Here is a 21,301-nt window from a genome sequence, read left to right as displayed (position 1 = left end):
CGTACATCCCGATCTCGTACGTCCCGAACACCCGGCCGGGCCCGGTGGAGGCCCTGTTCCGGCACGGCTAGAGCGTGTCCGGCGGGGGTGTCGGCGCCCCCGGCAGCCGTACGGTGGCCACCGTCCCGCCGCCCTCCGCCGGGGCGACGGCGACCGTGCCGCCCGCGTGTTCCACCGTACGGGCCACGATCGACAGGCCGAGGCCCGAACCGGGCAGGCTGCGGGCCGAGGGGGAGCGCCAGAACCGGTCGAAGACGTGCGGCAGTTCCTCCGCCGGGATGCCGGGGCCCTCGTCGCGGACCGTCAGCTCGCCGCGCATCAGCCGCACCTCGACCGTGCCCCGGGGCGGCGAGAACTTCACCGCGTTGTCCAGGACGTTCACCAGGGCCCGTTCCAGGGCCGCCGCGTCCGCCCGTACGTACCACGGCGCCAGGTCCGTGACGAAGGTCAGTTCCGGACCGCGCAGCCGCGCCCGGTCCAGGGCCGTCCGCAGGATCGTGTGGAACGGCACCACCGCGAGCGGGCCCGTCCGCTCGGTGTCCGGGCGGGCCAGCTCCTGGAGGTCGCCGATCAGCGAGGCCAGCTCCGTCATCTGCGCCTTCACCGAGGCGAGCAGGGCCCGCCGGTCCTCCGGCGGGATCGCCCGGCCGGTCTCCTCGCTGCGGACGAGCAGCTCGACGTTGGTGCGCAGCGAGGTCAGCGGGGTGCGCAGTTCGTGTCCCGCGTCCGCGATGAGCTGGGCCTGCCGGTCCTGGGAGGTCGCCAGGGCGGCCGTCATCGCGTTGAAGGAGCGCGAGAGGCGGGCGATCTCGTCCTCGCCCTCCACCGGGATGCGGACGGTCAGGTCCTCGGTGGCGGCGACGTGTTCGACCGCGCCGGTCAGCCGGTTCACCGGCTCCAGACCGGTGCGGGCCACCCAGAGCCCGGCGGCGCCCGCGCCGACGACACCGATGCCGGAGACCAGGAGCAGCACCCAGCGCAGGGTGGACATCGAGTTGTCGATCTCGGCGAGGGGGCGGGCGACGGAGTACGCGACACCGGGGACGTTCGGGGCGTAGGTGTAGACCCGCATCTCGCGTCCGGCGTCGTCCCTCACGGTGTGCAGGACGTCCCCGAGCTGTCCGCGCGCCACGGCGAGGTCGGCGGGCCCGGCGGCGATCGGGGCCTTCCCCGAGGTGCAGACGCTGCCGTCGGTGAAGATCACCTGCACGGTGTACGAGCCCTCCGCCAGCGTCACATGGGTGCCCCGGCGGCAGGAGTCGACGAGCAGCGCCACCCCGTCCCTGTCCAGCCGGGTGCCGCGCAGCGAGGAGTCCAGCTCGTTCTCCAGCTGCTCGCGGGTCACGAACCAGCAGGCCACGGAGACGGCGGCGACGGCCACGGCGACGGCGACGGCGGTGAGCAGGGCGAGCCGGGAACGCAGCGGCCGGGAGCGGAACCAGCCCAGCGGACCCCTGCGCCCCGGGCCCGTCGGGGTGCCGTCCGGGCGGTCCGGGGCCCCGGGCGCGGCGGTGGGCGGAACGCTCACTCCCCGGCTCCTCCGCGCAGCGCGTAGCCGACGCCCCGCACCGTGTGCACCAGGCGCGGCTCGCCGCCCGCCTCCGTCTTGCGCCGCAGGTACATCACGTACACGTCCAGCGAGTTCGAGCTGGGTTCGAAGTCGAAGCCCCACACGGCCTTGAGGATCTGCTCGCGGGTGAGGACCTGCCGGGGGTGGGCCAGGAACATCTCCAGGAGCGTGAACTCGGTCCTGGTCAGTTCCACGGTCCGGCCGCCCCGGGTCACCTCGCGGGTCGCCAGGTCCATCCGCAGGTCCTCGAAGGACAGCACGTCGGCGTCGGCGGGCTCGCCCGCGGAGGCGGCGTACGAGCTGCGCCGCAGCAGCGCCCTGATCCGGGCGAACAGCTCGTCCAGTTCGAAGGGCTTCACGAGGTAGTCGTCCGCGCCCGCGTCGAGCCCGGTGACGCGGTCGCCGACGGTGTCGCGGGCGGTGAGCATCAGGATGGGCACGGTGGAGCCGGAGGCCCGGATGCGGCGGGCGGCGGTCAGCCCGTCCATCCGGGGCATCTGCACGTCGAGGACGACGAGGTCGGGGGCGTACGACTCCATCTGGGCGAGCGCGTCCAGCCCGTCGACGGCGTCCCGCGTCCCGTACCCCTCGAAGGCGAGGCTGCGGCGCAGGGCCTCCCGGACGGCGGGCTCGTCGTCGACGACGAGGATGCGTTCGGCTTCGTGTCGTTGGCCAGTCATGGGCTCAGCGTCGCACGCGGCCCCTTCGCCGGTCAGCTCCCGCCCCCGGCGCGCAGGGCGTCCAGGTCGGCCTTCACGGTGTTGACCGGGATCGCGAATCCGAGGCCGACGCTCCCGGCGGTGGAACCGCTCGAAGAACTGGGCGAATACATGGCCGAATTGATTCCGATGATCTGGCCCCTCATATTGATCAGGGCGCCGCCGGAATTCCCCGGATTGAGCGAGGCGTCGGTCTGGATCGCCTTGTACGTGGTCTTCGACGAGCCGGTGTCGCCGTTGAAGCGCTGTCCGCCGAACTCGAACGGCCAGCTCTGGCGCGGGTCGGACTGCTGCTGCTGTCCGCCGTCGTCCTTGGCGACGGTCACGTCCCGGTCGAGGGCGGAGACGATGCCGCTGGTGACGGTCCCGGTGAGGCCCTCGGGGGAGCCGATGGCGACGACCTGGTCGCCGACCCGGAGGTCGTCGGAGTCGCCGAGCGCGGCGGCCTTGAGGCCGGAGGCGCCCTGGAGCTTGATCAGCGCCAGGTCCTTGGCGGGGTCGGTGCCGACGACGGACGCCTGGTAGGACTTGCCGTCGCTGAGCCGCACGGTGATCTGGGAGGCGCCGGAGACCACGTGGTTGTTGGTGACGATCTCGCCGTCGGAGGTGATGATCACGCCGGAGCCGGTGGACTGCCCGGAGCCCGAGGACGCGGAGATCTCGACGATCGAGGGGGAGACCGCCTGGGCGACGCCGGTGACCGTGCCCGTGGTGCCGGAGGAGACGGTGGTGCCGTTCACGGCGGCGGGGGCGGCGGCGACGGCGCCGTCGGTGGTGAGCCGCTCCACGACGGTCGCGGTGCCGCCGCCGATCGCGGCGGCGGCGATGGCCACGGCGGCCATCAGACCGACCCCGCGCCGGGCCCGGTGGCGCGGCGCGGACGGGGCGGCGGGCCCCGGGGCGGGCGGCACCGGGGGCGGCACGTGCCCGCCGGACGCCCAGCCGGTGGTGCCGGGCCGGGGTCCCGCCGGGTCGTGCGGCGGGCGCGGCGGGTAGGTGGGGTGCTGCGGCTGCTGCTCCGGGAAGTCCGTCATGGCTACGACTCTCGGAGCCGTACATGAGAGGTGTCTGAGGAGCGGCTGAGAAGCCCGACAGAAGCCTGTATGCCCGATATAAGGGACCCTCTCCGGGGCCCCTGGGGATCCGGGCCGGAAGGGCCGGTGGCCCCGTACGGGTGGGCCGGTCGTACGGGGTGCTCGCGGGGGCCCGGGGGCTTTCCCGTACGGGTCGGGCCCGGAAGCCCTGGGGGTCAGCCGCCGTCGCAGCCGCAGGAGCGGCGGACGATCAGGGCCGAGGGGAACAGCTTCACGCGCTCGCGGCGCGAGCCCGACACCCGGATCGAGTCGTCCAGGACCAGGTCCACGGCCGCCCGTGCCATCGCGGGCCGGTCCGAGTGCACGGTGGTCAGCGGCGGGTCGGTGAGCGCCGCCTCCTTCACGTCGTCGAAGCCCGCGACCGCCAGCTCCGTCGGCACCTCGATCCGCAGCTCGCGGGCGGCCCGCAGCACACCGAAGGCCTGGTCGTCGGTGGAGCAGAAGATCGCCGGCGGCCTGTCGGGACCGGCGAGCAGCTTCAGCGCCACCCGGTAGGCGTCGTAACGGTTGTACGGGGCTTCGAAGAGACGCCCCTCGACCGGCCGGCCCGCCTCCGCCATCGCCCGCCGCCAGCCCTCGACGTGGTCGGCGACCGGGTCGCCGACGGACGGGGTGCTCGGCACGCCGCCGAGGCACGCCACGTACGGGTGGCCGTGCTCCAGGAGGTGCCGGGTGGCGAGCTGCGCGCCGCCGATGTCGTCGGTCACCACGGCCACGTCGTCGATCGCCTCGGGCCGCTCGTGGAGCAGCACCACGCGCGCGTCCCAGGCCTCGATCTCGCTCGCCGCCTGCTCGCTCATGCCCTGGCTGACCAGGATCAGACCGGAGACGCGCATCCCGAGGAAGGCCCGCAGATAGTGGACCTCGCGCTCGGTCCGGTAGTCGGAGTTCCCGACCAGGACCATCTTCCCGCGCTCGGCGGCGGCCTGTTCGACCGCGTGCGCCATCTCCGCGAAGAACGGCTGCCGCGCGTCCGGGACGATCATGCCTATGAGGTCGGTGCGCCGGGACGCCATCGCCTGCGCGACCCGGTCGGGCCGGTAGCCCAACTCCTTGATCGCGGCGAGGACACGCTCGCGCGTGGCCGGGGCGACCGGCCGTGGTCCGTTGTTGATCACGTAGCTCACGACCGCGGTCGAAGTACCCGCCAGTCGAGCTACGTCATCCCGCGTCACCTTGGCCACGCGCGGCAGTCTACGCGGGGGGACCTACCTACCGGCAGGTCGCACTGTGGCGTCCGCCACGTTCCTGTCCTCCGCCCGGGTGAGCTCCTCCGTGGCGCCCTTGACGCCGACGCCCGCACGGACCGCTTCCTTCAGACGGGCGCTCTCCTGGGCCCGCGCCTCCTCGGCGGCCCGCTCGACCTTCTCCGGGGTGACGAAGCGGTAGCCGACGTTGCGGACCGTGCCGATGAGCGACTCGTGCTCCGGCCCCAGCTTGGCCCGCAGCCGCCGCACGTGGACGTCGACCGTCCGGGTGCCGCCGAAGTAGTCGTACCCCCACACCTCCTGGAGGAGCTGCGCGCGCGTGAACACCCGGCCGGGGTGCTGCGCCAGGTACTTCAGCAGCTCGAACTCCTTGAACGTCAGGTCCAGGACCCGGCCCTTGAGCTTCGCGCTGTACGTCGCCTCGTCGACCGACAGGTCGCCGTTGCGGATCTCCATCGGGCAGTCGTCCGCGACGATCTGCCGACGGCCGGTCGCCAGCCGCAGCCGCGCCTCGACCTCGGCGGGACCCGCCGTGTCGAGGAGGACGTCGTCGATGCCCCAGTCGGCGGTGACGGCCGCGAGACCGCCCTCGGTGACGACCAGGATCAGCGGACAGCCGAGCCCGGTGGAGCGCAGCAGCTGGCACAGGGAGCGGACCTGCGGCAGATCGCGCCGCCCGTCGACGAGGATCACGTCCGCGCCGGGGGTGTCCACGAGGGCGGGGCCCTCCGCCGGGGCCACCCGGACGCTGTGCAGCAGCAGGCCGAGGGCGGGGAGCACCTCGGTGGACGGCTGGAGGGCGTTGGTCAGGAGGAGCAGAGAACTCATCGGACTCCTCCCGGCACCGGTCGGTCGTGCTTCGTTCGCTCGCGCATCACTCGGTTCCTCCTCGGTCCCTGCCTGCGAGGACGTGGCACTGCTTCGTACGTCGTTCGGTACACGTCACTGCCGGCTCCCGCGCCCTGAGAGCTTTTGTTCATCCGTCCGTAACAACGGTCGGAAAACGCAAAAGGACCCGGGGGCTGCGTCGCCCGGATCCTCTGCCAAGGAGAATAGCCCACATGAGTTCAGAGGGAGAGGGCGGATTTCATATGGCTGATGTCTTCCTGATCACTTCCGGCTCCCGGCGGGCCATGTTGCGTACGAAGGACGATGTCCGGATCGAGGCGTTCTGTGAACCTTCTCCGGCCAGTGTCACCGATACGGCGGTGGTCGTCGCGCACGGGTTCACCGGCTCGGCCGACCGGCCCGCCGTCCGGCGCGCCGCCCGCGCCTTCGCGGAGCGCGGCGCCGCCGCCGTCGTGACCTTCTCCTTCCGGGGCCACGGCGGCTCGGGGGGCCGCTCCACCGTGGGCGACCGGGAGGTCCTCGACCTGTCCGCCGTCGTCGGCTGGGCCCGTGAACTCGGCCACGCGCGCGTGGCGACGGTCGGCTTCTCCATGGGGGGCTCCGTGGTGCTGCGGCACGCGGCCCTGGACCGGACGCCGGAGGGGCGCGCCGACCGGGTGGCCGCCGTCTCCGCGCCCGCCCGCTGGTACTACCGGGGGACGGCCCCGATGCGCCGCCTCCACTGGGTGGTGACCCGCCCGGCGGGCCGGGTCGTCGGGCGGTACGGGCTGCGCACCCGGATCGACAGCCGCCCCTGGGACCCCGAGCCGCTCTCCCCGGTGGCGGCGGTGCCGCTGATCGCGCCGACGCCGCTGCTCGTCGTGCACGGCGACCGGGACCCGTACTTCCCGCTCGACCATCCGAGGGCGCTCGCCGGGGCGGGTGACGCGGAGCTGTGGCTGGAACACGGCATGGGGCACGCGGAGAACGCGGCCGACGCGGGGCTGCTCGCCCGGCTCGGGGACTGGCTCACGCGCGCATAGCCCATCATGGGGGGCGGCGCGCACACGAACGAAGGGAGCGCCGCTATGGCAGCGGGAACCATCCGCTACTGGGCCGCGGCCAAGGCAGCCGCGGGCGTCGCGGAGGAACCGTACGCCGCCGAACATCTGGCGGAGGCCCTCGACGCGGTCCGCGCGAAGCATCCGGGCGAGCTGGCCCGGGTCCTCCTGCGGTGTTCGTTCCTGGTCGACGGCGACCCCGTCGGGACCCGGGGCCATGAGACGGTACGGCTTGCGGAGGGCGGCACGGTCGAGGTGCTCCCCCCGTTCGCAGGAGGGTGAACCCCACAGCATGAGCAACGACCAGTACCACGGCGGTCAGCCGTACGACCCGTACGCGAACGGGCAGGTCCAGGGGCACGGCGGGTTCCCGGCCCAGGCGCCGCAGGGTGCCGACGCCGCGCAGACGTGGGAGGGCCAGACCTGGGACACCACGTACCAGCCCTCCCTCTCGCCCGAGCAGGTCCGGGCGGCCCGCGCCCAGGCCCCGCAGGAGGCCCCCGCGCCCCAGGGGTACGGGGGCCAGGCGCCCTCGCACGGGGGTCAGGCGCCCTCGCACGGGGGTCAGGCGCCCTCGTACGGGGGTCAGGCGCCCTCGTACGGGGGGCAGCAGCAGCCGTACGCCGGGCAGAACCCGTACGCCGGGCAGCAGCCGTACGGCGGGCAGAACCCCTATGCCGGGCAGGACCCGCACGCCGCCCCGCCGTCGTACGGCGGCGGCCAGGACCCCTACGGGGCGCAGCCGTCGCACGGGGCCCCGCAGTCGCCGTACGGGGCCCCGCAGCCCTACGGGACCCAGGACCCCTACGGGACCCAGCGGCAGTACGGGGCCCAGCAGTCGTACGGGGCTCCGGCCCCGGTCGACGCGTACCCGCCGAGGGCCGCCGAGACCCCGGCGCCCGAGCCCGTACGGGAGGCCGATCCGGCGCCCGGGGCGGACCGCGAGTCCTCCTGGTCCTCGCCCACCACCTCGGGGAACACCCGGATCACCGACGCCCAGCGCGCGCGTGCCGAGGGCCGGTCGCCGGTCATCGAGCCCGGTATGCGGCCCGCCGTGCTGACCGCCGTCCTCGGACTGCTCCTCGCGGGCGGCGCCGCCCTCGGCACGTACGGGCTGCTCGTCCCGGTCGTCCTGCTCCAGGGCCTCACCGCCGCGGGCTGGTTCCGGCTCAACGGGATGTGGCCCGCCCGGCAGGGCATCGCGCTCGCCTTCGCCGGTGGCCTCGCCGCCGACGCGGCCCTGCTCGCTACCGGACGGGAGCACGCCGCCGCCGCGATCCTCGGCACCCTCGGTGCCTGGGTGCTGCTCTGCCTGGTACTCCAGCTGCGCAGCCACGCCGACCCCGACGAGCGGATGTACGGCCTGATGGCGACCGTGGTCTCGGCGGCGCTCGCCGTCGTCGCCACCGGGCACCTCGGGGCCGACCCCGACGCGGTGGTCGTCGGCGGGACCGCGGTGGCCGCCGCCGTCCTCGCACGGGCGCTGCCGCTGCCCGGCGCGGTCTCCGCTGTCGTCGCGCTGCTCGCCTCCGCGGGCGCCGGGATCGCGGCCGGCGGGCTCACCGGTCTGGGCACCTCAGGCGCGCTGCTCGGCCTCGGCGCCGGGGTCTGCGCCCTGATCGGGCTGCGGGTGGCCAGCTACGACTACCCGTCCCGCTTCGTGCACATGACGGCCGGGGTCGCGCTGCCGCTGGCCGCCGCCGCGCCCGCCGTCTATCTGCTCGGCCGGACCCTGGCCTGATCGCGGAGAAGGCGCCCGGGGCGACCCCCGGGCGCTCCCCGGGCGCTCTCCGGGCGCCCTCGGACAGGTCCGGGGCGCCCCTGAGACGGCCCTGAGACAACCCTGACCAGGCCCTGAACCGGGCCCTGGAGGGAACCAACCGGGCCCCCCGGCACGTCGGTCTTCGTGTCGGGGGGCCGGACTTCATCCGTTTTCCACTTCCATGCGGGGGGACGCACTACCCATGCGAGCACTGCGGATTCTGTTGATCGTGGCCGTCGTGCTGGGCGGGGTCATGGTCGGGATCGACCGGCTGGCCGTGGCGTACGCGGAGTCGGAGGCGGCGGGCCGGGTGAAGCTCGCCGCCGTGACCAGCGATTCCCTGGACGTCGACATCAAGGGCTTCCCCTTCCTCACCCAGGTCGCGGACAAGCGGTTCGACGAGATCGACGTCAAGGTGTCCGGAGTGCGGACGACGGCGGGCGACCGGCACCTGCGGATCGGCGAGCTGACCGTGTCCCTGCGGGACGTGACCGTGACCGGCGACTGGTCCGGCGCGAAGGCGGGCTCCGCGAGCGGGACCGCCCTGGTCTCCTACGCGGACCTCATGGCCGCCTCCGACCGGCGGGCCACCGTCGCCTACGGCGGCGACGGCAAGGTGAAGGTCACCGGCGGGGTGGAGGTGATGGGCCGCACCCTCACCCGCACCGTGGTGTCCACGGTGACCGTGGTGAACGGGGACACGATCAGGGTCCGGGCCGACGAGGTGCCCGGCGAGGGCATCCCCGGCATCGAGGAACTGGTCCGGGGGCGCACCGACTTCGAGCGTCCGATCGGCGCGATAGCCGGGATGAGGGTGACGGAGGTCGAGCCGCGCCCGGAGGGCCTGGCGGTCACGGTGACCGGCCGGAACGTCGTCCTGGCGGGCTGATCCGCGCGGGCGCCGCGACGGACCGCCCCGGGACCCGACCGGGCCCGGGGCGCACCGCTGCCCCCTGCACCTACCGATTGGTCACATGCTGAGACGATGCTGTCCGATCCGTAGAAACGGCACCGGAACCCTCGGTGCGGAGGCGCCCGGAGTCGACTTTCGTGGCGATCATATCTCACTCTTCGGACGATCGCGTCTCAAAATACGACACGGCGGTGACACGGCCGCCTGTCCGTCCCTACGATCGAGGGCATGAAGCGACAGGCGGATCTCACGAAGCGGCGGGCAGTCGATCTGTGCCGCGTCGCCGCCATGCTCTGTCGCTCCGTCTGAGCGGGACCCACCACTCCCGTATTCCTGAGGCCCTCCGATCGAGGTCGGGGCCGCCCGTGCAGCCGTACGCAGCCCACCCCGCACGTCCCGACGCGACGACGCGTACCGCCGTCACACCCGCACCACACCGCCGCACACTGCCCCGGAGGAGAACGAACATGGCTCGCAGCGACGTCCTGGTCGACGCGGACTGGGTCGAGGCCAACCTCGACAACCCGCAGGTCGCCCTCGTCGAGGTCGACGAGGACACCTCGGCCTACGAGAAGAACCACATCCGCAACGCCGTCCGGATCGACTGGACCCAGGACCTCCAGGACCCGGTCCGCCGTGACTTCATCGACCAGGAGGGCTTCGAGAAGCTCCTCTCGGCCAAGGGCATCGGGAACGACACGACGGTCGTCCTCTACGGCGGCAACAACAACTGGTTCGCCTCCTACGCCTACTGGTACTTCAAGCTCTACGGCCACCAGGACGTGAAGCTCCTCGACGGCGGTCGCAAGAAGTGGGAGCTCGACTCCCGCGACCTGGTCGACGGCTCCGTCGTCCCGTCCCGCCCGGCCACCGCGTACAAGGCCAAGCCCCAGGACTCCTCGATCCGCGCCTTCCGCGACGACGTCGTGGCCGCGATCGGCGTCCAGAACCTGGTCGACGTCCGCTCGCCCGACGAGTTCTCCGGCAAGCTGCTCGCCCCGGCGCACCTCCCGCAGGAGCAGTCGCAGCGCCCCGGCCACGTGCCGAGCGCCCGCAGCATCCCGTGGTCGAAGAACGCCAACGACGACGGCACCTTCAAGTCGGACGACGAGCTCAAGGCCCTCTACGAGGACGAGCAGGTCGATCTGGCGAAGGACACCATCGCCTACTGCCGCATCGGCGAGCGTTCCGCGCTGACCTGGTTCGTCCTGCACGAGCTGCTCGAGGTCACGAACGTCAAGAACTACGACGGTTCCTGGACCGAGTACGGCTCGCTCGTCGGCGTGCCGATCGAGCTCGGCGCCAGCAAGTAACCCGGACCCCTCGACCGTAAGGACAGAACGACATGTGTGGAGCGCAGCCCGGCGGCCCCGACGCCTCGACGATCAAGCCCGGTGAGACCACCATCCAGGGCTTCGTGACCAAGGACGGCGAGCCCGTCACCGGTTACGTCCGCCTCCTGGACTCGACCGGCGAGTTCACGGCCGAGGTCCCGACCTCCGCCACCGGCCAGTTCCGTTTCTACGCGGCCGAGGGCACCTGGACCGTCCGCGCCCTGGTCCCCGGCGGCACCGCCGACCGTCAGGTCGTGGCGCAGCGGGGTGGCCTCGCGGAGGTCGCCATCGCGGTCTGACCCGCGACACCGAACCGGCCGAAGGGCCGTGCCTCCTGGGGGGTTGGACGCCATTTCCAGGACTTGAGGCACGGCCCTTCGGTCGTACCCTGGAGATGTGTACGCACGCCGTCGGCACGTCTACTTCTGGATGATGGGCGCCTGTCTGGCCCTGTTCGTGGGCGCCTGGGCCGTCGTGCGCCTCTTCTCGGTGCCCGCCGCCGTCGGCATGTGCGTGGTCGCCATGGTCATCCCGCCGGTCGCGGCGATCGTCGCGAACCGCAGGGGCCCCGAGGACCGCTGGTGGGACGACCCCTCGGGGGATCCGAAATCGGACGAGTGGTGGGACGAACTCGACGGGAAGAACCACGGCGGGAAGCCCGGCGGGGACGACGGGAGGAAGCGGCCGGAGGAGTAGCGCCCGGGGAGCGGCAGCGGGGGGAGCGGCGGGGGCCTGGCCCGGCCCGACCGTCAGGGCCGCTCCGTCCCGCCCTCGGGGCCGCTCGGCCTTGCGCCGCCGCTCGGCCTTGCGACGGAGCCGCTCCGTCCTACCCGGGCGCCGCCCGGTCCCCCGGAGCCGCTCCGTCGCCCCGGGCCCCGGGCCCGCTCCGTCGTGTCAGTAGACGAGCGCCTGCGTCCCGTCCGCCATGGCCTCCTGCACGAAGACCTGCGCCCCGGCGATGCGGACGCCGTCCAGGACGTCCTCCTCGGTGATCTCGCGCCGGGTCGCGCACTGGGTGCAGAGCGTGACCCGCCCGGCCGCGAGGACCGAGTCGATCAGGTCCGGCAGCGGCGCGGCGTGCGGCAGCTCGAACTCGGCGGCCCGGCCCGGCAGGGCGAACCACGAGGACTCGCCGGTCAGCCAGAGCGACACCTCGACGCCGCTGGCCACCGCGACGGCGGCCACCGTGAAGGCCTGCGAGCAGCGTTCGGGGGCGTCGGCCCCGGCGGTCACCTTGATCACGAGCTTCTTCGCCATGTGCCGAACTGTAATGCGCGCCACCACAACCTCTCGCGCCCCTGGTGTGTCTGCTCTGTGCGCGGATAACGGAATCCGTGCTTCAGGTCTCGTGGGGGGACTTTTGAACACCGAAGAAAACATCCCGGACGGGGACGCGCCGACACCGCGCCCGGAGGCCCCGGCACCACACGCGGAGGCCCCGGCACCGCATACGGACGCCCCGGCACCGCCCGTACCGCCCGTACCGGCCGAGCGGCCCGCGCGGCCACGCCGCCGCGCGCTGCGGACGCTCGGACTGATCGCCGTCGCGGCGGTCCTCGGCGTGGTCGGCGGCACGGCCGTCGGATACGGCGTCCAGGCGGAGCGCGAACCGACCCCGCTCCCGCCGCTGAACCAGCAGGGTCTCGCGTACCCGGCGAAGCCGCTGCCGAAGGGCCAGGAGCCGGAGCCGCTGTCGGCGAAGGAGGACCGGCAGCTGAAGGCGGAGGGCGACCTGCGGAAACTGCTGCTGCCGAAGCCCGAGGGGGCGCGTGGCGGCATGGACGGCTGGATGTCGCTGGCCGACTACGCCGACGGCTTCATGCAGCCCGACGGGGCACTGGAGTCCGACCTCGAACAGAAGGTCCGGCGGATCGCCGTGCGCGAGTGGTTCGCGGGCGAGAACCGGTGGACCAAGATCGAACTCGTCCAGTACCGCCCTTCGTCCGGGATCGGCGCGTACGAGCACGTGCGGGAGCAGCAGACCATCGCGATAAGCGAGGCGAAGTCCGACTCTCTCGGAGAGCCCGTGAAGGGTTCGGAGAACGGGCGCTACTTCGTCTATCCGGTGAAGCGGAAGGCCGGATACCTCGACCTCCATCAGGCCCGTGCCTTCATCCAGCGCGGTGACATCGCCGTCACCGTCCTGATGTCCGACACACGGAAGATCACCAAGAACGAGATCCGCTCGCTGGCCGAGCGGCAGCTGGGGCGTCTGTGACCGAGAAGACCGGGGGCCGCGCACGCCGCCTCCTGAAGAACACCCTGATCGCCGTCCTCGTGCTCGGGGCCGTGGGCGGCGGGGTCGCCTACACCGCCGTCACCGTGGACGGGGCCGACCGTACGGCCCCCACCGTGGCATGGGAGCGCCCGGCCGCGACCGCCACCCCGGGGGACCCGGCCGCGGACATCGACAGGGGCCGCGCCTCCACCCCGATGAGCAAGCTCCTGCTGCCGGTGCCGGACGGCTATGTGCTCGGCTCCGACATCGACGGGTACGGCAACGACGGCGAGGTCGGCGCGAAGGAGGCGGCGGCCCTCTTCAAGCGGACAGGCAAGGCCGTCTACGGCAAGGAGCGCCGTGCCTACGAGAAGGCGGTCGACGCCCTCGGCATCCAGGGCCTGGCCGTGCGCTCGTACGCGCGGGCGGACGACAGCCTCCAGGCGGAGGTGCTCGTCCTGCGGATGAAGGACAGGAAGGCCGTCCGGAAGTTCTACGAGATCCGGAAGGACCTGGGCAAACTCCTGGACCTGGACAAGGGCCCGAAGATCGAGGGCCACACGAAGAACGCCGTCTGTCACCTGAGCCCCGAGCCCACCACGCCCGATGAGGGGCTGGACGGCGAGTTCCGCACCCCCGACCTCCGGAAGGTGCTCTGCGTGGCCTACGAGGGCGAGGTCATGGTCACCGTCACGGCGTACGGCGTCCCGCCCCTCGACACCAAGGCCGTGGCGGGCCTCGTCGGGAAGCAGATCCGCCACATCGAGTCCCCGGGGGAGTACGTATGACCGAGCAGACGACCGAGCGGGCACCGGAGGGACCGGCCGGGGAGCCGACGCCCACACCCGAGCCCACGCCCGAACGTCCGGCCGGGCCTGTGGCCGAGACGGACGCCGGGCCTGTGGCCGAGACGCCGACCGAGCGGTCGGCCGAGCCCGTGGCTCCCCGGCGGACCCGGCGGGTGCTGTGGGCCGTGGCCCGCTGGACGGCCGCCGTCGCCGTGTGCGGCGGCGTCGGCACCGGGACCGCCCTGGGGATCACCGGTCTCGACCGGGACGAGGTCCCCGGACTCGCGACCGAGAGCGACGGGCGCTGGGAGTACCCCCGGCTCGTCCTCCCGGCGCTGCCCGTGGACAAGCCCCGCCCCTTCACCGCGGCCAACGACGGCGAGATCCACCACGCGGACCCGCGCGCCCTGCTGCTGCCCGCGCCCACCGGTGCGACGCCCGATCCGAAGCTGGACGGCGGGTTCGTGTCCACGGAGGCGTACCTCTCCCTCTACGGCGAGGAGTTCCGGGGCGAGCTCCGCAAGAGCCTGTCGGACTCCACCCTGCGGCACGTCGTCGCCCGGGGGTGGACCATGCCGGACGGCACCCGCACCAGCATCCACCTGCTCCGGTTCAGCTCCGTCGCGTACGCCGAGTCGTACGGGGATGTGGCTCTGGAGGTGGACGGCACGAGCGGCCCGAAGGCGCTGCCCCTCGGTGTGGAGACGCCCGTCCCCGAGGCACTCGCGGACGACGTGGAGGTGCCCGACACCCGGGCGTACGTCTACCGGGAGAAGAAGCCCTACGGCGCCGAGCAGACCCGCTGGGCGTACGTGCAGGCCGGGGACACCCTCGCGCTGATCACCCAGACCCGGAAGGGCGAGTCGCTGGCGGTGCCGTTCCAGCAGACCGCCACCCTGCAGAACCAGCTCCTCGGCTAGCCCGGCCGGGAGACCCACCTCACCGAGTGGGCCGGGCCCCCGCCCACTAAGCTGGGGTCCGGCCCGTTCAGCCTTCACCGCTCGCCCGAGGAGCACCCCGTGATCATTTTCTTCGAAGCTCTGCTGGTCCTGGTCTGTGTCGGCGTCCTCGCCTTCACCGGTCTGGCCGTGAAGAAGCTGTACCAGGGCCAGCGCTAACCCCTCCGAGAGAACGCCAGAGCTGCTCATGATCGAGATCCCGTCCGACCTCAACCCGGGCCTCGTCCCCCTCGCGTTCCTGCTCGGTACGTGGGAGGGCGCGGGCGTCGCGGACTTCCCCGGCGCCGAGAAGTGCAACTTCGGCCAGTCCGTGACGTTCAGCCACGACGGCCGTGACTTCCTCGAGTACCACTCCCACTCCTGGGTCCTGGACAACGAGGGCAACAAGGTCAGCCCGCTGGAGAGCGAGAGCGGCTACTGGCGGATCGACAAGGACCGCAAGGTCGAGATCGTCATGGTCCGCGACCAGGGCATCGTCGAGATCTGGTACGGCGAGCTGGCCGACCAGAAGCCGCAGATCGACCTGGCGACGGACGCCGTCGCCCGGACGGCGGCCTCGGGCCCGTACGCCGGTGGCAAGCGCCTCTACGGCTACGTCAAGAGCGACCTCATGTGGGTGGGCGAGAAGGCGACCCCCGAGGTCCCGCTCCGCCCGTACATGTCGGCGCACCTGAAGAAGGTCGTCACCCCCGAAGAGGTCGCGGAGATGGCCCGCAACCTCGGTGACCTCCCGGACGACGGCATCGCGTTCTTCCGCTAGAACCGGACGCCCGCCGGACCCGGGCCCTGGGCTCGGGCACCGCGCCCTCCTACACTGGGGGGCGTGGTGAGCACCGACTGGAAGAGCGACCTGCGGCAGCGCGGCTATCGGCTGACGCCGCAGCGTCAGCTTGTCCTGGAGGCGGTCGACGCGCTGGAGCACGCGACGCCCGACGACATCCTGGTCGAGGTCCGCAGGACCGCCTCCGGGGTGAACATCTCCACCGTGTACCGGACCCTGGAGCTCCTGGAGGAGCTGGGCCTGGTGAGCCACGCCCATCTGGGGCACGGCGCTCCCACGTACCACCTCGCCGACCGGCACCACCATCTGCACCTGGTGTGCCGGGACTGCTCCGGGGTGATCGAGGCGGACGTCGAGGTGGCCGCCGAGTTCACCGGGAAGCTCCGGGAGACCTTCGGTTTCGAGACCGACATGAAGCACTTCGCGATCTTCGGGCGGTGCGGGGACTGCGCCGTGAAGCACTCCGCCGCCGGGTCGTAGGCTCTTCCCATGGAGCGACCTTCCCCGATCAGTCCTCTGCTGTCCCTGCCCGGCGCCGTCGCGGCCGAAGGCCATGACGCAGGGGTCGCCGCGCACTACGGCGACCTGTTCCGCGAGCAGCGCGCCCTCGTCGACGGGCGCGGGTTCGTCGACCTCTCGCACCGGGGCGTCGTCGCCGTCACCGGTGACGACCGGCTGAGCTGGCTGCACCTGCTCGTCACCCAGTACATGACGGACCTGGTGCCCGGCCGGGCCACCGAGGCGCTGATCCTCTCCGCCAACGGGCACATCGAGCACGCCCTGTACCTCGTCGACGACGGCGAGACGCTGTGGGCGCACGTGGAGCCGGGGACCCGGGAGGAACTGGTCCGGTACCTGGAGTCGATGAAGTTCTTCTACCGGGTGGAGGTCGCCGACCGCACGGACGACATCGCGGTCGTCCACCTCCCGGCCGGTTCCGTCGCCGCGACCCCCGAGGGCGTCGCCGTACGGGAGACCCCGTACGGCCGTGATCTGTTCCTGCCCCGCGCCGGGCTGGAGTCCTTCGCCGCCGCGCACGGTCCGGCCGCCGGGATCCTCGCGTACGAGGCGCTGCGGGTCGAGGCGCACCGGCCCCGGCTCGGTTTCGAGACGGACCACCGGACCATCCCGCACGAGATCGGCCTCATCGGCAGCGCCGTCCACCTCCAGAAGGGCTGCTACCGGGGGCAGGAGACCGTCGCCCGGGTGCAGAACCTGGGGAAGCCGCCGCGCCGTCTCGTCTTCCTGCACCTGGACGGCAGCGAGGTGCTGCTGCCGGGGCACGGCGCCCCGGTGCGGCTGGCCGCCGACGGCGAGGAGGGGCGTCAGCTCGGCTTCGTGACGACCGCCGTCCGCCACCACGAGCTGGGCCCGATCGCCCTGGCCCTGGTCAAGCGGAACGTGCCGGTCGACGCCCCGCTGATCGTGGGCACGACCGCCGCCGCGCAGGAGACGGTCGTCGAGCCGTAGGCGGTGGGCGGTGGACGGTGGGTGGTTCTGGCCGGTCGTGAGGTTCGGTTCGGCCGGTCGTACGGGCCCGGGCGTGCGGCCCAGTCGGTCGTACGGGCCCGGGCGCGCGGTGCCAGCCGGTCGCCTCGCCTTCGTGGGGCGCCCGGATCCTGGACGTCAGACCTCGATCAGGACCGTGAACGGGCCGTCGTTCGTGAGCGAGACGCGCATGTCCGCTCCGAAGCGGCCCGTCTCCACGTGCGCGCCCAGATCCCGCAGCCGGGCCACGACCTCGTCCACGAGGGGTTCGGCGACGGGGCCGGGGGCAGCCGCGTTCCAGGTGGGGCGGCGGCCCTTGCGGGCGTCCCCGTAGAGGGTGAACTGGGAGATCACGAGCAGCGGCGCGTTCACGTCGGAGCATGACTTCTCGTCGGTCAGTACCCGGACGGACCAGAGCTTTCTGGCCAATTGGGCGGCCTTCTCCGGGGTGTCGTCATGGGTCACCCCGACGAGCACGCACAAGCCCTCGCCGGTGATCCCACCGACGGTCTCCCCTGCGACGACGACGCTCGCGCCGTCCACCCTCTGCACCACTGCACGCATACGCCCCAACCTACCCAGCGGTCCCGAGTCCGGCGGAGGAGGGGCCGAACGGGTGCAGAGCGACTGCACGCGTACGAGGAGGAGTGGCACCATGCGTGTCAGGCGGTGCGCTCCGCACCGGTCGAGGGGAACGAAACTCATGAGTGCACCTGGCACCGGGCCGACGCCGTCCGGCCCCGTACCGCTGTTCCGCGCCGGAACCCGGGGCGGTGGACCGGGACCGGCCACCCGTCCGCCCGCCCAGCGGAGCACCGAGCCCGCCCCGCCCGAGCGGCCCGAGCCGGAGCTCGGCGCGCTGCGGCTGCCCGAGCTGCGGGCGCTGCGCCGGGACGCGCAGAGCGACGAGGCTGATCTGAGCTACGTCCGCCGGATGCTCCAGGGCCGGATCGACATCCTGCGGGCCGAGCTGGCGCGGCGGACCGACCCGGAGACGCCGGTCCTCGACCGGCTGTCCGAGATCCTCGCCGACGTGCCCTCGCTGCACCGCACCTCGGCCCGGCACGTGACGATGTCGACGCCCCGCAACGAGGAGTACCGGCGGCTCGCGGCCGACATGCTCTCGGAGGTCGAGCTGTCGGACCTGACGGCCCGCACGGACGACGAACTGCACGCGGCCATGGGCCGGTTGGCCGGGTACGAGCAGCAGATCTCGCGGTGCCGCCAGCGCCTCCAGCGGATCGCCGACGACTGCAGCGCGGAGATCGCCCGCCGCTACCGCGAGGGCGAGGCGCAGGTCGACGACCTGCTGGCGTGACGGGGTTCCCGTAGGGGGCTTCCCGTGCTGGTCTTCCCGTGCTGGTCTTCCCGTAGGGGGCGGGCCCGGCGGGAAAATCCGGGTGCGTCCGGGGCGGGGCCGTGCGTAGGGTCGCGGCATGACTGTCGATGTGCGCACGGTGGCGGAATCCGAGTTCTCCGACTGGCAGCGGGCCCTGCGGGTCGGTTTCCTCCGCCCGCCGGTCGTCTCCGACGCGGAGGTCGCCGACCGGCTCCCGCACGTCGATCTCACCCGGACGCTCGGCGCCTACGACCGGGGCCGGACCGTCGCCACCTTCCGTTCGTTCCGGCAGGAGGTGAGCACCGTCGGCGGCGGGATCCTCACCGCCGACGCGATCACCCAGGTCACGGTCTCCCCGACGCACCGCAGGCGCGGACTGCTGAGCCGGATGATGTCCACCGATCTGACCGCCGCGAAGGAGCGGGGCGACGCCCTGGCGACCCTGATCGCCGCCGAGTACCCGATCTACGGCCGTTTCGGTTTCGGCGTGGCCAGCTCGATCGCCGAGTGGAGCGTGGACCTGCGCGTCGCCGGGCTCGACCCGCGCCGCTCGGGCCGCCCGGAGGACGGCGGCAGGATCGATCTGACCGACGCCGACGAGATCCGCGAGGTCGGCCCCGACGTGCACCGCGCGCTCATGGGCGTCCGGGCGGGCGTCACCGCGCGCACCCCGCGCGACTGGGACAGCGGCACCGGCGCCGCCGTGCAGAGCGAGCCCTGGCAGGAGCCGTACTACGCGGTGTACCGGGCGGAGTCCGGCCAGGTCGAGGGGTACGTCGCCTACACCGTCGACGAGCGGTGGGACGACGCCAAGCAGCCCGTGAACACCGCGAAGGTACGGGACCTGATCGCCGCCACCCCCGCCGCCGAGCGGGCCCTGTGGCGGTACGTCTGCTCCGTCGACTGGATCTCCACGGTCCGCTCCGGCTACCGGGCGCCCGACGACCCGCTGCCCTCGCTGCTGCCGGACCGGCGCGCCGCCCGCGTCCTGACGCACGCGGACATGCTCTGGGTCCGTGTCCTGGACGCCGTACGGGTCCTGGAGGGCCGTACGTATCCGGTCAAGGACGCTCTGGTGCTCGATGTGCGGGACGGGTACGCGACCGGGGAGGCGGGCGGCTTCACCGGCGGGCGGTATCTGCTGGACGCCTCCCCCGAAGGGGTCTCCTGCGCCCGGACGACCCGGTCCGCCGATCTCGCCTTCGACGTGGCGCACCTCGGCGCGTTCGCGTTCGGCGACGAGTCCGCCGTACGGCTCGCCCGCCTCGGGCTCGTCGACGAGCTGACGCCCGGCGCCGCCGCCCGCGCCGATCTGCTGTTCCACACCCCGCTGCGGGCCTTCTCGCCCGACATCTTCTGAGCGGCCCCGTCCCGTACGGGTTCCGGCGGGGGTCCCGCGCCGGAGTCAGCGGGTCCTGAGCCGGAAGAGGAGCCCCGACGCGGCCACCGCCAGACCGAGCAGTCCGCCGCACCACGCCAGCGCGATCCAGGGGGCGTCGCCCACCGGCTGGTCGAGCAGCAGCCCCCGCATGGACTCGATCAGCGGGGTCACCGGCTGGTGCTCGGCGAAGCCGCGCAGCCAGTCGGGCATCGTCTCGATGGGGACGAACGCGCTGCTCGGGTACGGCAGGAACATCATGAGGAAGGTGACCGCCCCGGCGGCCTCCGCCGTCCTCGTCACCAGGCCGACGGCGGCCGACAGCCAGGAGACGGCCGTGATGTAGGCGAGCAGCAGACCGATCGCGGCGAGCCAGCCCGCGGGCGTGGCGGCGGGGCGGAAGCCGATGAGGAAGGCGACGCCGAGGACGAGGGCGGTGGACAGCGCGTTCCGGGTGACGGCGGCGACGACGTGCCCGGCGAGGAACGGTGTCCCGCCGACGTCCAGGGTGCGGAAGCGGTCCACGACCCCGCGCCGCATGTCCTCGCTGACGGAGACGGCGGTGCCCGCCGCGCCGAATCCGGCGCAGAGGACGAGGACGCCGGGGACCACGTAGGTGACGTACCGGGTGCCGGTGTCGATGGCTCCGCCGAAGAAGTAGACGAAGACCAGCATCAGCATGATCGGCATCATCAACGAGGTGATGACCGCGTCCAGATTGCGGCGGCTGAGCCGGATGCCGCGCCCGGCGAGGGTGTGCGCGGCGGTGAACCCGCCGGAGAAGGCGCCCGGGAGGCTGTCAGACACGGGTGTGCTCCTTGTCGGCGGTGGTGGCCGTGGTGGTGGCGGTGGCGGTGGTCCGGGTGGTCCTTCCGGCGGGGCCCGGTGCCGGTGTCTCCGCCGTCAGGTTCAGGAAGACGTCGTCGAGCGTCGCCGTGTGCAGGGCGAAGCGGGCGATGTCCCGCCGCCCGGGGTCGTACGCGTCGAGCAGTGCCCGGACGTGGGCGGCGCTGCCGTCGGTGCGGATGCCGAGGGTCCGGCTCGCGGGGTCGCGCAGGACGGGCGCCGGGTGCTGATGGGCGGTGAGTCGTAGATAGCTCTCCTCTCCATGTGCCACGAGGTCGAGGCGATGGGCGGCGTAACGGTCCTTCAGTTCGGTCGGGGTGCCCTCGGCGAGGGTGCGGCCCCCGCCGAGGACCGCGACGCGGTCGGCGAGCCGGTCGGCCTCCTCCAGGTACTGGGTGGTGAGGAAGACCGTCGTGCCGGTGCCGGACAGTTCGCGGACCACCTCCCAGAGTTCCTGGCGGCTGCGCGGGTCGAGCCCGGTGGTCGGCTCGTCGAGGAACATCACCCGGGTCGTACCGGGGTCGCGGACGAGTCCGGCGGCCAGGTCGAGGCGGCGGCGCATCCCGCCCGAGTAGGTCTTCGCGAGGCGGCCGGCCGCGTCCGTGAGCCGGAACCGTTCGAGGAGTTCGGTGGTGCGGCGCGCGGCGGCGCGGCGGGAGAGCCCGGAGAGCCGGGCCACGGTCCGCAGGTTCTCGGCGCCGGTCTGGGTCTCGTCGACGGCGGCGTACTGCCCGGTGAGGCTGATCGCCCGGCGGACCAGGGGGCGTTCGGTGACGACGTCGTGCCCGGCCACGCGCGCGTGCCCGGCGTCGGGCGCGGTGAGCGTGGCGAGGATGCGGACGGTGGTGGTCTTCCCGGCGCCGTTGGGGCCGAGGAGGGCGAAGACGGTGCCGTGCTCGACCCGGAGGTCGAGGGCGTCGAGGACGCGGACGGCCCCGTAGTTCTTGGTGAGTCCGGTGGCTTCTACGGCCGGAGGCATGGCTGTTCCTTGGGCTCGTGGGCAGGACGGAAGGGC

25 protein-coding genes are annotated in these 21,301 nt (G+C 72.9%); 16 read left to right on the top strand and 9 right to left on the bottom strand.

Annotated features, from left to right (window positions below):
* Nucleotides 1–67: 67 nt before the first annotated feature.
* The 5 genes from ACFXGN_RS29260 to ACFXGN_RS29240 all read right to left on the bottom strand — a co-directional run bounded on the left by ACFXGN_RS29260 (nucleotide 68) and on the right by ACFXGN_RS29240 (nucleotide 5,419).
* Nucleotides 68–1,528 (bottom strand): sensor histidine kinase, encoded by a 1,461-nt coding sequence (locus ACFXGN_RS29260; protein ID WP_384864888.1) that lies wholly within the window; start codon nucleotides 1,526–1,528, stop codon nucleotides 68–70.
* Nucleotides 1,525–2,250 (bottom strand): response regulator transcription factor, encoded by a 726-nt coding sequence (locus tag ACFXGN_RS29255; protein ID WP_384864886.1) that lies wholly within the window; start codon nucleotides 2,248–2,250, stop codon nucleotides 1,525–1,527. The genes ACFXGN_RS29260 and ACFXGN_RS29255 overlap by 4 nt, the downstream gene beginning before the upstream one ends.
* A gap of 32 nt (nucleotides 2,251–2,282) precedes the next feature.
* Nucleotides 2,283–3,323, bottom strand: a complete 1,041-nt coding sequence (locus ACFXGN_RS29250) for a S1C family serine protease (protein WP_384864884.1) — start codon at nucleotides 3,321–3,323, stop codon at nucleotides 2,283–2,285.
* 215 nt (nucleotides 3,324–3,538) lie between these two features.
* Nucleotides 3,539–4,567: a LacI family DNA-binding transcriptional regulator gene (locus tag ACFXGN_RS29245; protein ID WP_384864882.1), complete on the bottom strand. Its 1,029-nt coding sequence runs from the start codon at nucleotides 4,565–4,567 to the stop codon at nucleotides 3,539–3,541.
* Between the two features lie 24 nt (nucleotides 4,568–4,591).
* Nucleotides 4,592–5,419 (bottom strand): winged-helix domain-containing protein, encoded by an 828-nt coding sequence (locus ACFXGN_RS29240; RefSeq protein WP_384864880.1) that lies wholly within the window; start codon nucleotides 5,417–5,419, stop codon nucleotides 4,592–4,594.
* Between the two features lie 233 nt (nucleotides 5,420–5,652).
* Between ACFXGN_RS29240 and ACFXGN_RS29235 the strand changes: the two genes are divergently transcribed.
* From ACFXGN_RS29235 to ACFXGN_RS29200, 8 genes are all read left to right on the top strand, one after another.
* A complete protein-coding gene (locus ACFXGN_RS29235) occupies nucleotides 5,653–6,462 on the top strand; it encodes an alpha/beta hydrolase family protein (protein ID WP_384864879.1) in 810 nt (269 codons plus the stop codon).
* Nucleotides 6,463–6,507: 45 nt separating this feature from the next.
* Entirely contained in the window at nucleotides 6,508–6,762 is a 255-nt protein-coding gene (locus tag ACFXGN_RS29230) for a MoaD/ThiS family protein (protein WP_384864878.1), read from the top strand.
* 10 nt (nucleotides 6,763–6,772) lie between these two features.
* Nucleotides 6,773–8,221, top strand: a complete 1,449-nt coding sequence (locus ACFXGN_RS29225; protein WP_384864876.1) for a hypothetical protein — start codon at nucleotides 6,773–6,775, stop codon at nucleotides 8,219–8,221.
* A 223-nt stretch (nucleotides 8,222–8,444) separates the two neighbouring features.
* The gene (locus ACFXGN_RS29220) at nucleotides 8,445–9,131 is read left to right on the top strand and encodes a DUF2993 domain-containing protein (protein ID WP_384864874.1); all 687 of its coding nucleotides are present in this window, start codon (nucleotides 8,445–8,447) and stop codon (nucleotides 9,129–9,131) included.
* 252 nt (nucleotides 9,132–9,383) lie between these two features.
* Nucleotides 9,384–9,464, top strand: a complete 81-nt coding sequence (locus ACFXGN_RS29215) for a putative leader peptide (RefSeq protein WP_350497993.1) — start codon at nucleotides 9,384–9,386, stop codon at nucleotides 9,462–9,464.
* Between the two features lie 158 nt (nucleotides 9,465–9,622).
* Complete coding sequence (locus ACFXGN_RS29210) at nucleotides 9,623–10,468, top strand: sulfurtransferase (protein WP_384864872.1); 846 nt, start codon at nucleotides 9,623–9,625, stop codon at nucleotides 10,466–10,468.
* A 32-nt stretch (nucleotides 10,469–10,500) separates the two neighbouring features.
* On the top strand, nucleotides 10,501–10,788 hold the full coding sequence (locus tag ACFXGN_RS29205; RefSeq protein ID WP_384864870.1) for a DUF1416 domain-containing protein: 288 nt from the start codon (nucleotides 10,501–10,503) through the stop codon (nucleotides 10,786–10,788).
* Between the two features lie 97 nt (nucleotides 10,789–10,885).
* The gene (locus tag ACFXGN_RS29200) at nucleotides 10,886–11,185 is read left to right on the top strand and encodes a DUF3099 domain-containing protein (protein WP_384864868.1); all 300 of its coding nucleotides are present in this window, start codon (nucleotides 10,886–10,888) and stop codon (nucleotides 11,183–11,185) included.
* Nucleotides 11,186–11,383: 198 nt separating this feature from the next.
* Here ACFXGN_RS29200 and ACFXGN_RS29195 read toward each other — a convergent pair whose 3' ends face one another.
* Complete coding sequence (locus ACFXGN_RS29195; RefSeq protein ID WP_351793984.1) at nucleotides 11,384–11,746, bottom strand: DsrE family protein; 363 nt, start codon at nucleotides 11,744–11,746, stop codon at nucleotides 11,384–11,386.
* 103 nt (nucleotides 11,747–11,849) lie between these two features.
* On the opposite strand from ACFXGN_RS29195, the gene ACFXGN_RS29190 reads away from it, so the two are divergent.
* The 6 genes from ACFXGN_RS29190 to ACFXGN_RS29165 all read left to right on the top strand — a co-directional run bounded on the left by ACFXGN_RS29190 (nucleotide 11,850) and on the right by ACFXGN_RS29165 (nucleotide 16,705).
* Entirely contained in the window at nucleotides 11,850–12,707 is an 858-nt protein-coding gene (locus ACFXGN_RS29190) for a hypothetical protein (protein WP_384864866.1), read from the top strand.
* Entirely contained in the window at nucleotides 12,704–13,495 is a 792-nt protein-coding gene (locus ACFXGN_RS29185; RefSeq protein WP_384864864.1) for a hypothetical protein, read from the top strand. The genes ACFXGN_RS29190 and ACFXGN_RS29185 overlap by 4 nt, the downstream gene beginning before the upstream one ends.
* Complete coding sequence (locus tag ACFXGN_RS29180; protein WP_384864862.1) at nucleotides 13,492–14,415, top strand: hypothetical protein; 924 nt, start codon at nucleotides 13,492–13,494, stop codon at nucleotides 14,413–14,415. Before ACFXGN_RS29185 ends, ACFXGN_RS29180 begins: the two co-directional genes overlap by 4 nt.
* Nucleotides 14,416–14,641: 226 nt before the next feature.
* On the top strand, nucleotides 14,642–15,214 hold the full coding sequence (locus ACFXGN_RS29175) for an FABP family protein (protein ID WP_351793995.1): 573 nt from the start codon (nucleotides 14,642–14,644) through the stop codon (nucleotides 15,212–15,214).
* Between the two features lie 63 nt (nucleotides 15,215–15,277).
* Complete coding sequence (locus ACFXGN_RS29170; protein WP_384864860.1) at nucleotides 15,278–15,715, top strand: Fur family transcriptional regulator; 438 nt, start codon at nucleotides 15,278–15,280, stop codon at nucleotides 15,713–15,715.
* Between the two features lie 9 nt (nucleotides 15,716–15,724).
* Nucleotides 15,725–16,705, top strand: a complete 981-nt coding sequence (locus ACFXGN_RS29165; RefSeq protein ID WP_384864858.1) for a YgfZ/GcvT domain-containing protein — start codon at nucleotides 15,725–15,727, stop codon at nucleotides 16,703–16,705.
* 156 nt (nucleotides 16,706–16,861) lie between these two features.
* Here the strand turns inward: ACFXGN_RS29165 and dtd are convergent, their stop codons facing one another.
* Entirely contained in the window at nucleotides 16,862–17,287 is a 426-nt protein-coding gene (dtd, locus tag ACFXGN_RS29160; protein WP_384864856.1) for a D-aminoacyl-tRNA deacylase, read from the bottom strand.
* Between the two features lie 139 nt (nucleotides 17,288–17,426).
* Here dtd and ACFXGN_RS29155 point away from each other — a divergent pair, with 139 nt between their 5' ends.
* The gene (locus tag ACFXGN_RS29155) at nucleotides 17,427–18,041 is read left to right on the top strand and encodes an ABC transporter substrate-binding protein (RefSeq protein WP_384864854.1); all 615 of its coding nucleotides are present in this window, start codon (nucleotides 17,427–17,429) and stop codon (nucleotides 18,039–18,041) included.
* Between the two features lie 118 nt (nucleotides 18,042–18,159).
* Nucleotides 18,160–19,422 carry a GNAT family N-acetyltransferase gene (locus ACFXGN_RS29150; protein ID WP_384864852.1) on the top strand — a complete coding sequence of 421 codons (1,263 nt, stop codon included), beginning with the start codon at nucleotides 18,160–18,162 and terminating at the stop codon, nucleotides 19,420–19,422.
* A 45-nt stretch (nucleotides 19,423–19,467) separates the two neighbouring features.
* Here ACFXGN_RS29150 and ACFXGN_RS29145 read toward each other — a convergent pair whose 3' ends face one another.
* Both ACFXGN_RS29145 and ACFXGN_RS29140 read right to left on the bottom strand, forming a co-directional pair.
* On the bottom strand, nucleotides 19,468–20,247 hold the full coding sequence (locus ACFXGN_RS29145) for an ABC transporter permease (protein ID WP_384864850.1): 780 nt from the start codon (nucleotides 20,245–20,247) through the stop codon (nucleotides 19,468–19,470).
* Nucleotides 20,240–21,265, bottom strand: a complete 1,026-nt coding sequence (locus tag ACFXGN_RS29140) for an ATP-binding cassette domain-containing protein (RefSeq protein WP_384864848.1) — start codon at nucleotides 21,263–21,265, stop codon at nucleotides 20,240–20,242. The genes ACFXGN_RS29145 and ACFXGN_RS29140 overlap by 8 nt, the downstream gene beginning before the upstream one ends.
* Nucleotides 21,266–21,301 lie beyond the last annotated feature (36 nt).

It is taken from the genome of Streptomyces sp. NPDC059247 (genome assembly GCF_042754005.1).
GTDB lineage: Bacteria > Actinomycetota > Actinomycetes > Streptomycetales > Streptomycetaceae > Streptomyces.
The sequence above is the reverse complement of the archived record's forward strand: the minus strand, read 5'-3'. Positions and strand labels throughout refer to the sequence as shown.

Excerpts from the sequence above, each read along its gene's own strand:
- ACFXGN_RS29255 (WP_384864886.1), bottom strand. The coding sequence starts at position 2,250 with ATGACTGGCCAACGACACGAAGCCGAACGCATCCTCGTCGTCGACGAC.
- ACFXGN_RS29250 (WP_384864884.1), bottom strand. The coding sequence starts at position 3,323 with ATGACGGACTTCCCGGAGCAGCAGCCGCAGCACCCCACCTACCCGCCG.
- ACFXGN_RS29240 (WP_384864880.1), bottom strand. The coding sequence starts at position 5,419 with ATGAGTTCTCTGCTCCTCCTGACCAACGCCCTCCAGCCGTCCACCGAG.
- ACFXGN_RS29235 (WP_384864879.1), top strand. The coding sequence starts at position 5,653 with ATGAGTTCAGAGGGAGAGGGCGGATTTCATATGGCTGATGTCTTCCTG.
- ACFXGN_RS29230 (WP_384864878.1), top strand. The coding sequence starts at position 6,508 with ATGGCAGCGGGAACCATCCGCTACTGGGCCGCGGCCAAGGCAGCCGCG.
- ACFXGN_RS29225 (WP_384864876.1), top strand. The coding sequence starts at position 6,773 with ATGAGCAACGACCAGTACCACGGCGGTCAGCCGTACGACCCGTACGCG.
- ACFXGN_RS29220 (WP_384864874.1), top strand. The coding sequence starts at position 8,445 with ATGCGAGCACTGCGGATTCTGTTGATCGTGGCCGTCGTGCTGGGCGGG.
- ACFXGN_RS29215 (WP_350497993.1), top strand. The coding sequence starts at position 9,384 with ATGAAGCGACAGGCGGATCTCACGAAGCGGCGGGCAGTCGATCTGTGC.
- ACFXGN_RS29210 (WP_384864872.1), top strand. The coding sequence starts at position 9,623 with ATGGCTCGCAGCGACGTCCTGGTCGACGCGGACTGGGTCGAGGCCAAC.
- ACFXGN_RS29205 (WP_384864870.1), top strand. The coding sequence starts at position 10,501 with ATGTGTGGAGCGCAGCCCGGCGGCCCCGACGCCTCGACGATCAAGCCC.
- ACFXGN_RS29195 (WP_351793984.1), bottom strand. The coding sequence starts at position 11,746 with ATGGCGAAGAAGCTCGTGATCAAGGTGACCGCCGGGGCCGACGCCCCC.
- ACFXGN_RS29180 (WP_384864862.1), top strand. The coding sequence starts at position 13,492 with ATGACCGAGCAGACGACCGAGCGGGCACCGGAGGGACCGGCCGGGGAG.
- ACFXGN_RS29175 (WP_351793995.1), top strand. The coding sequence starts at position 14,642 with ATGATCGAGATCCCGTCCGACCTCAACCCGGGCCTCGTCCCCCTCGCG.
- ACFXGN_RS29165 (WP_384864858.1), top strand. The coding sequence starts at position 15,725 with ATGGAGCGACCTTCCCCGATCAGTCCTCTGCTGTCCCTGCCCGGCGCC.
- dtd (WP_384864856.1), bottom strand. The coding sequence starts at position 17,287 with ATGCGTGCAGTGGTGCAGAGGGTGGACGGCGCGAGCGTCGTCGTCGCA.
- ACFXGN_RS29155 (WP_384864854.1), top strand. The coding sequence starts at position 17,427 with ATGAGTGCACCTGGCACCGGGCCGACGCCGTCCGGCCCCGTACCGCTG.
- ACFXGN_RS29150 (WP_384864852.1), top strand. The coding sequence starts at position 18,160 with ATGACTGTCGATGTGCGCACGGTGGCGGAATCCGAGTTCTCCGACTGG.
- ACFXGN_RS29140 (WP_384864848.1), bottom strand. The coding sequence starts at position 21,265 with ATGCCTCCGGCCGTAGAAGCCACCGGACTCACCAAGAACTACGGGGCC.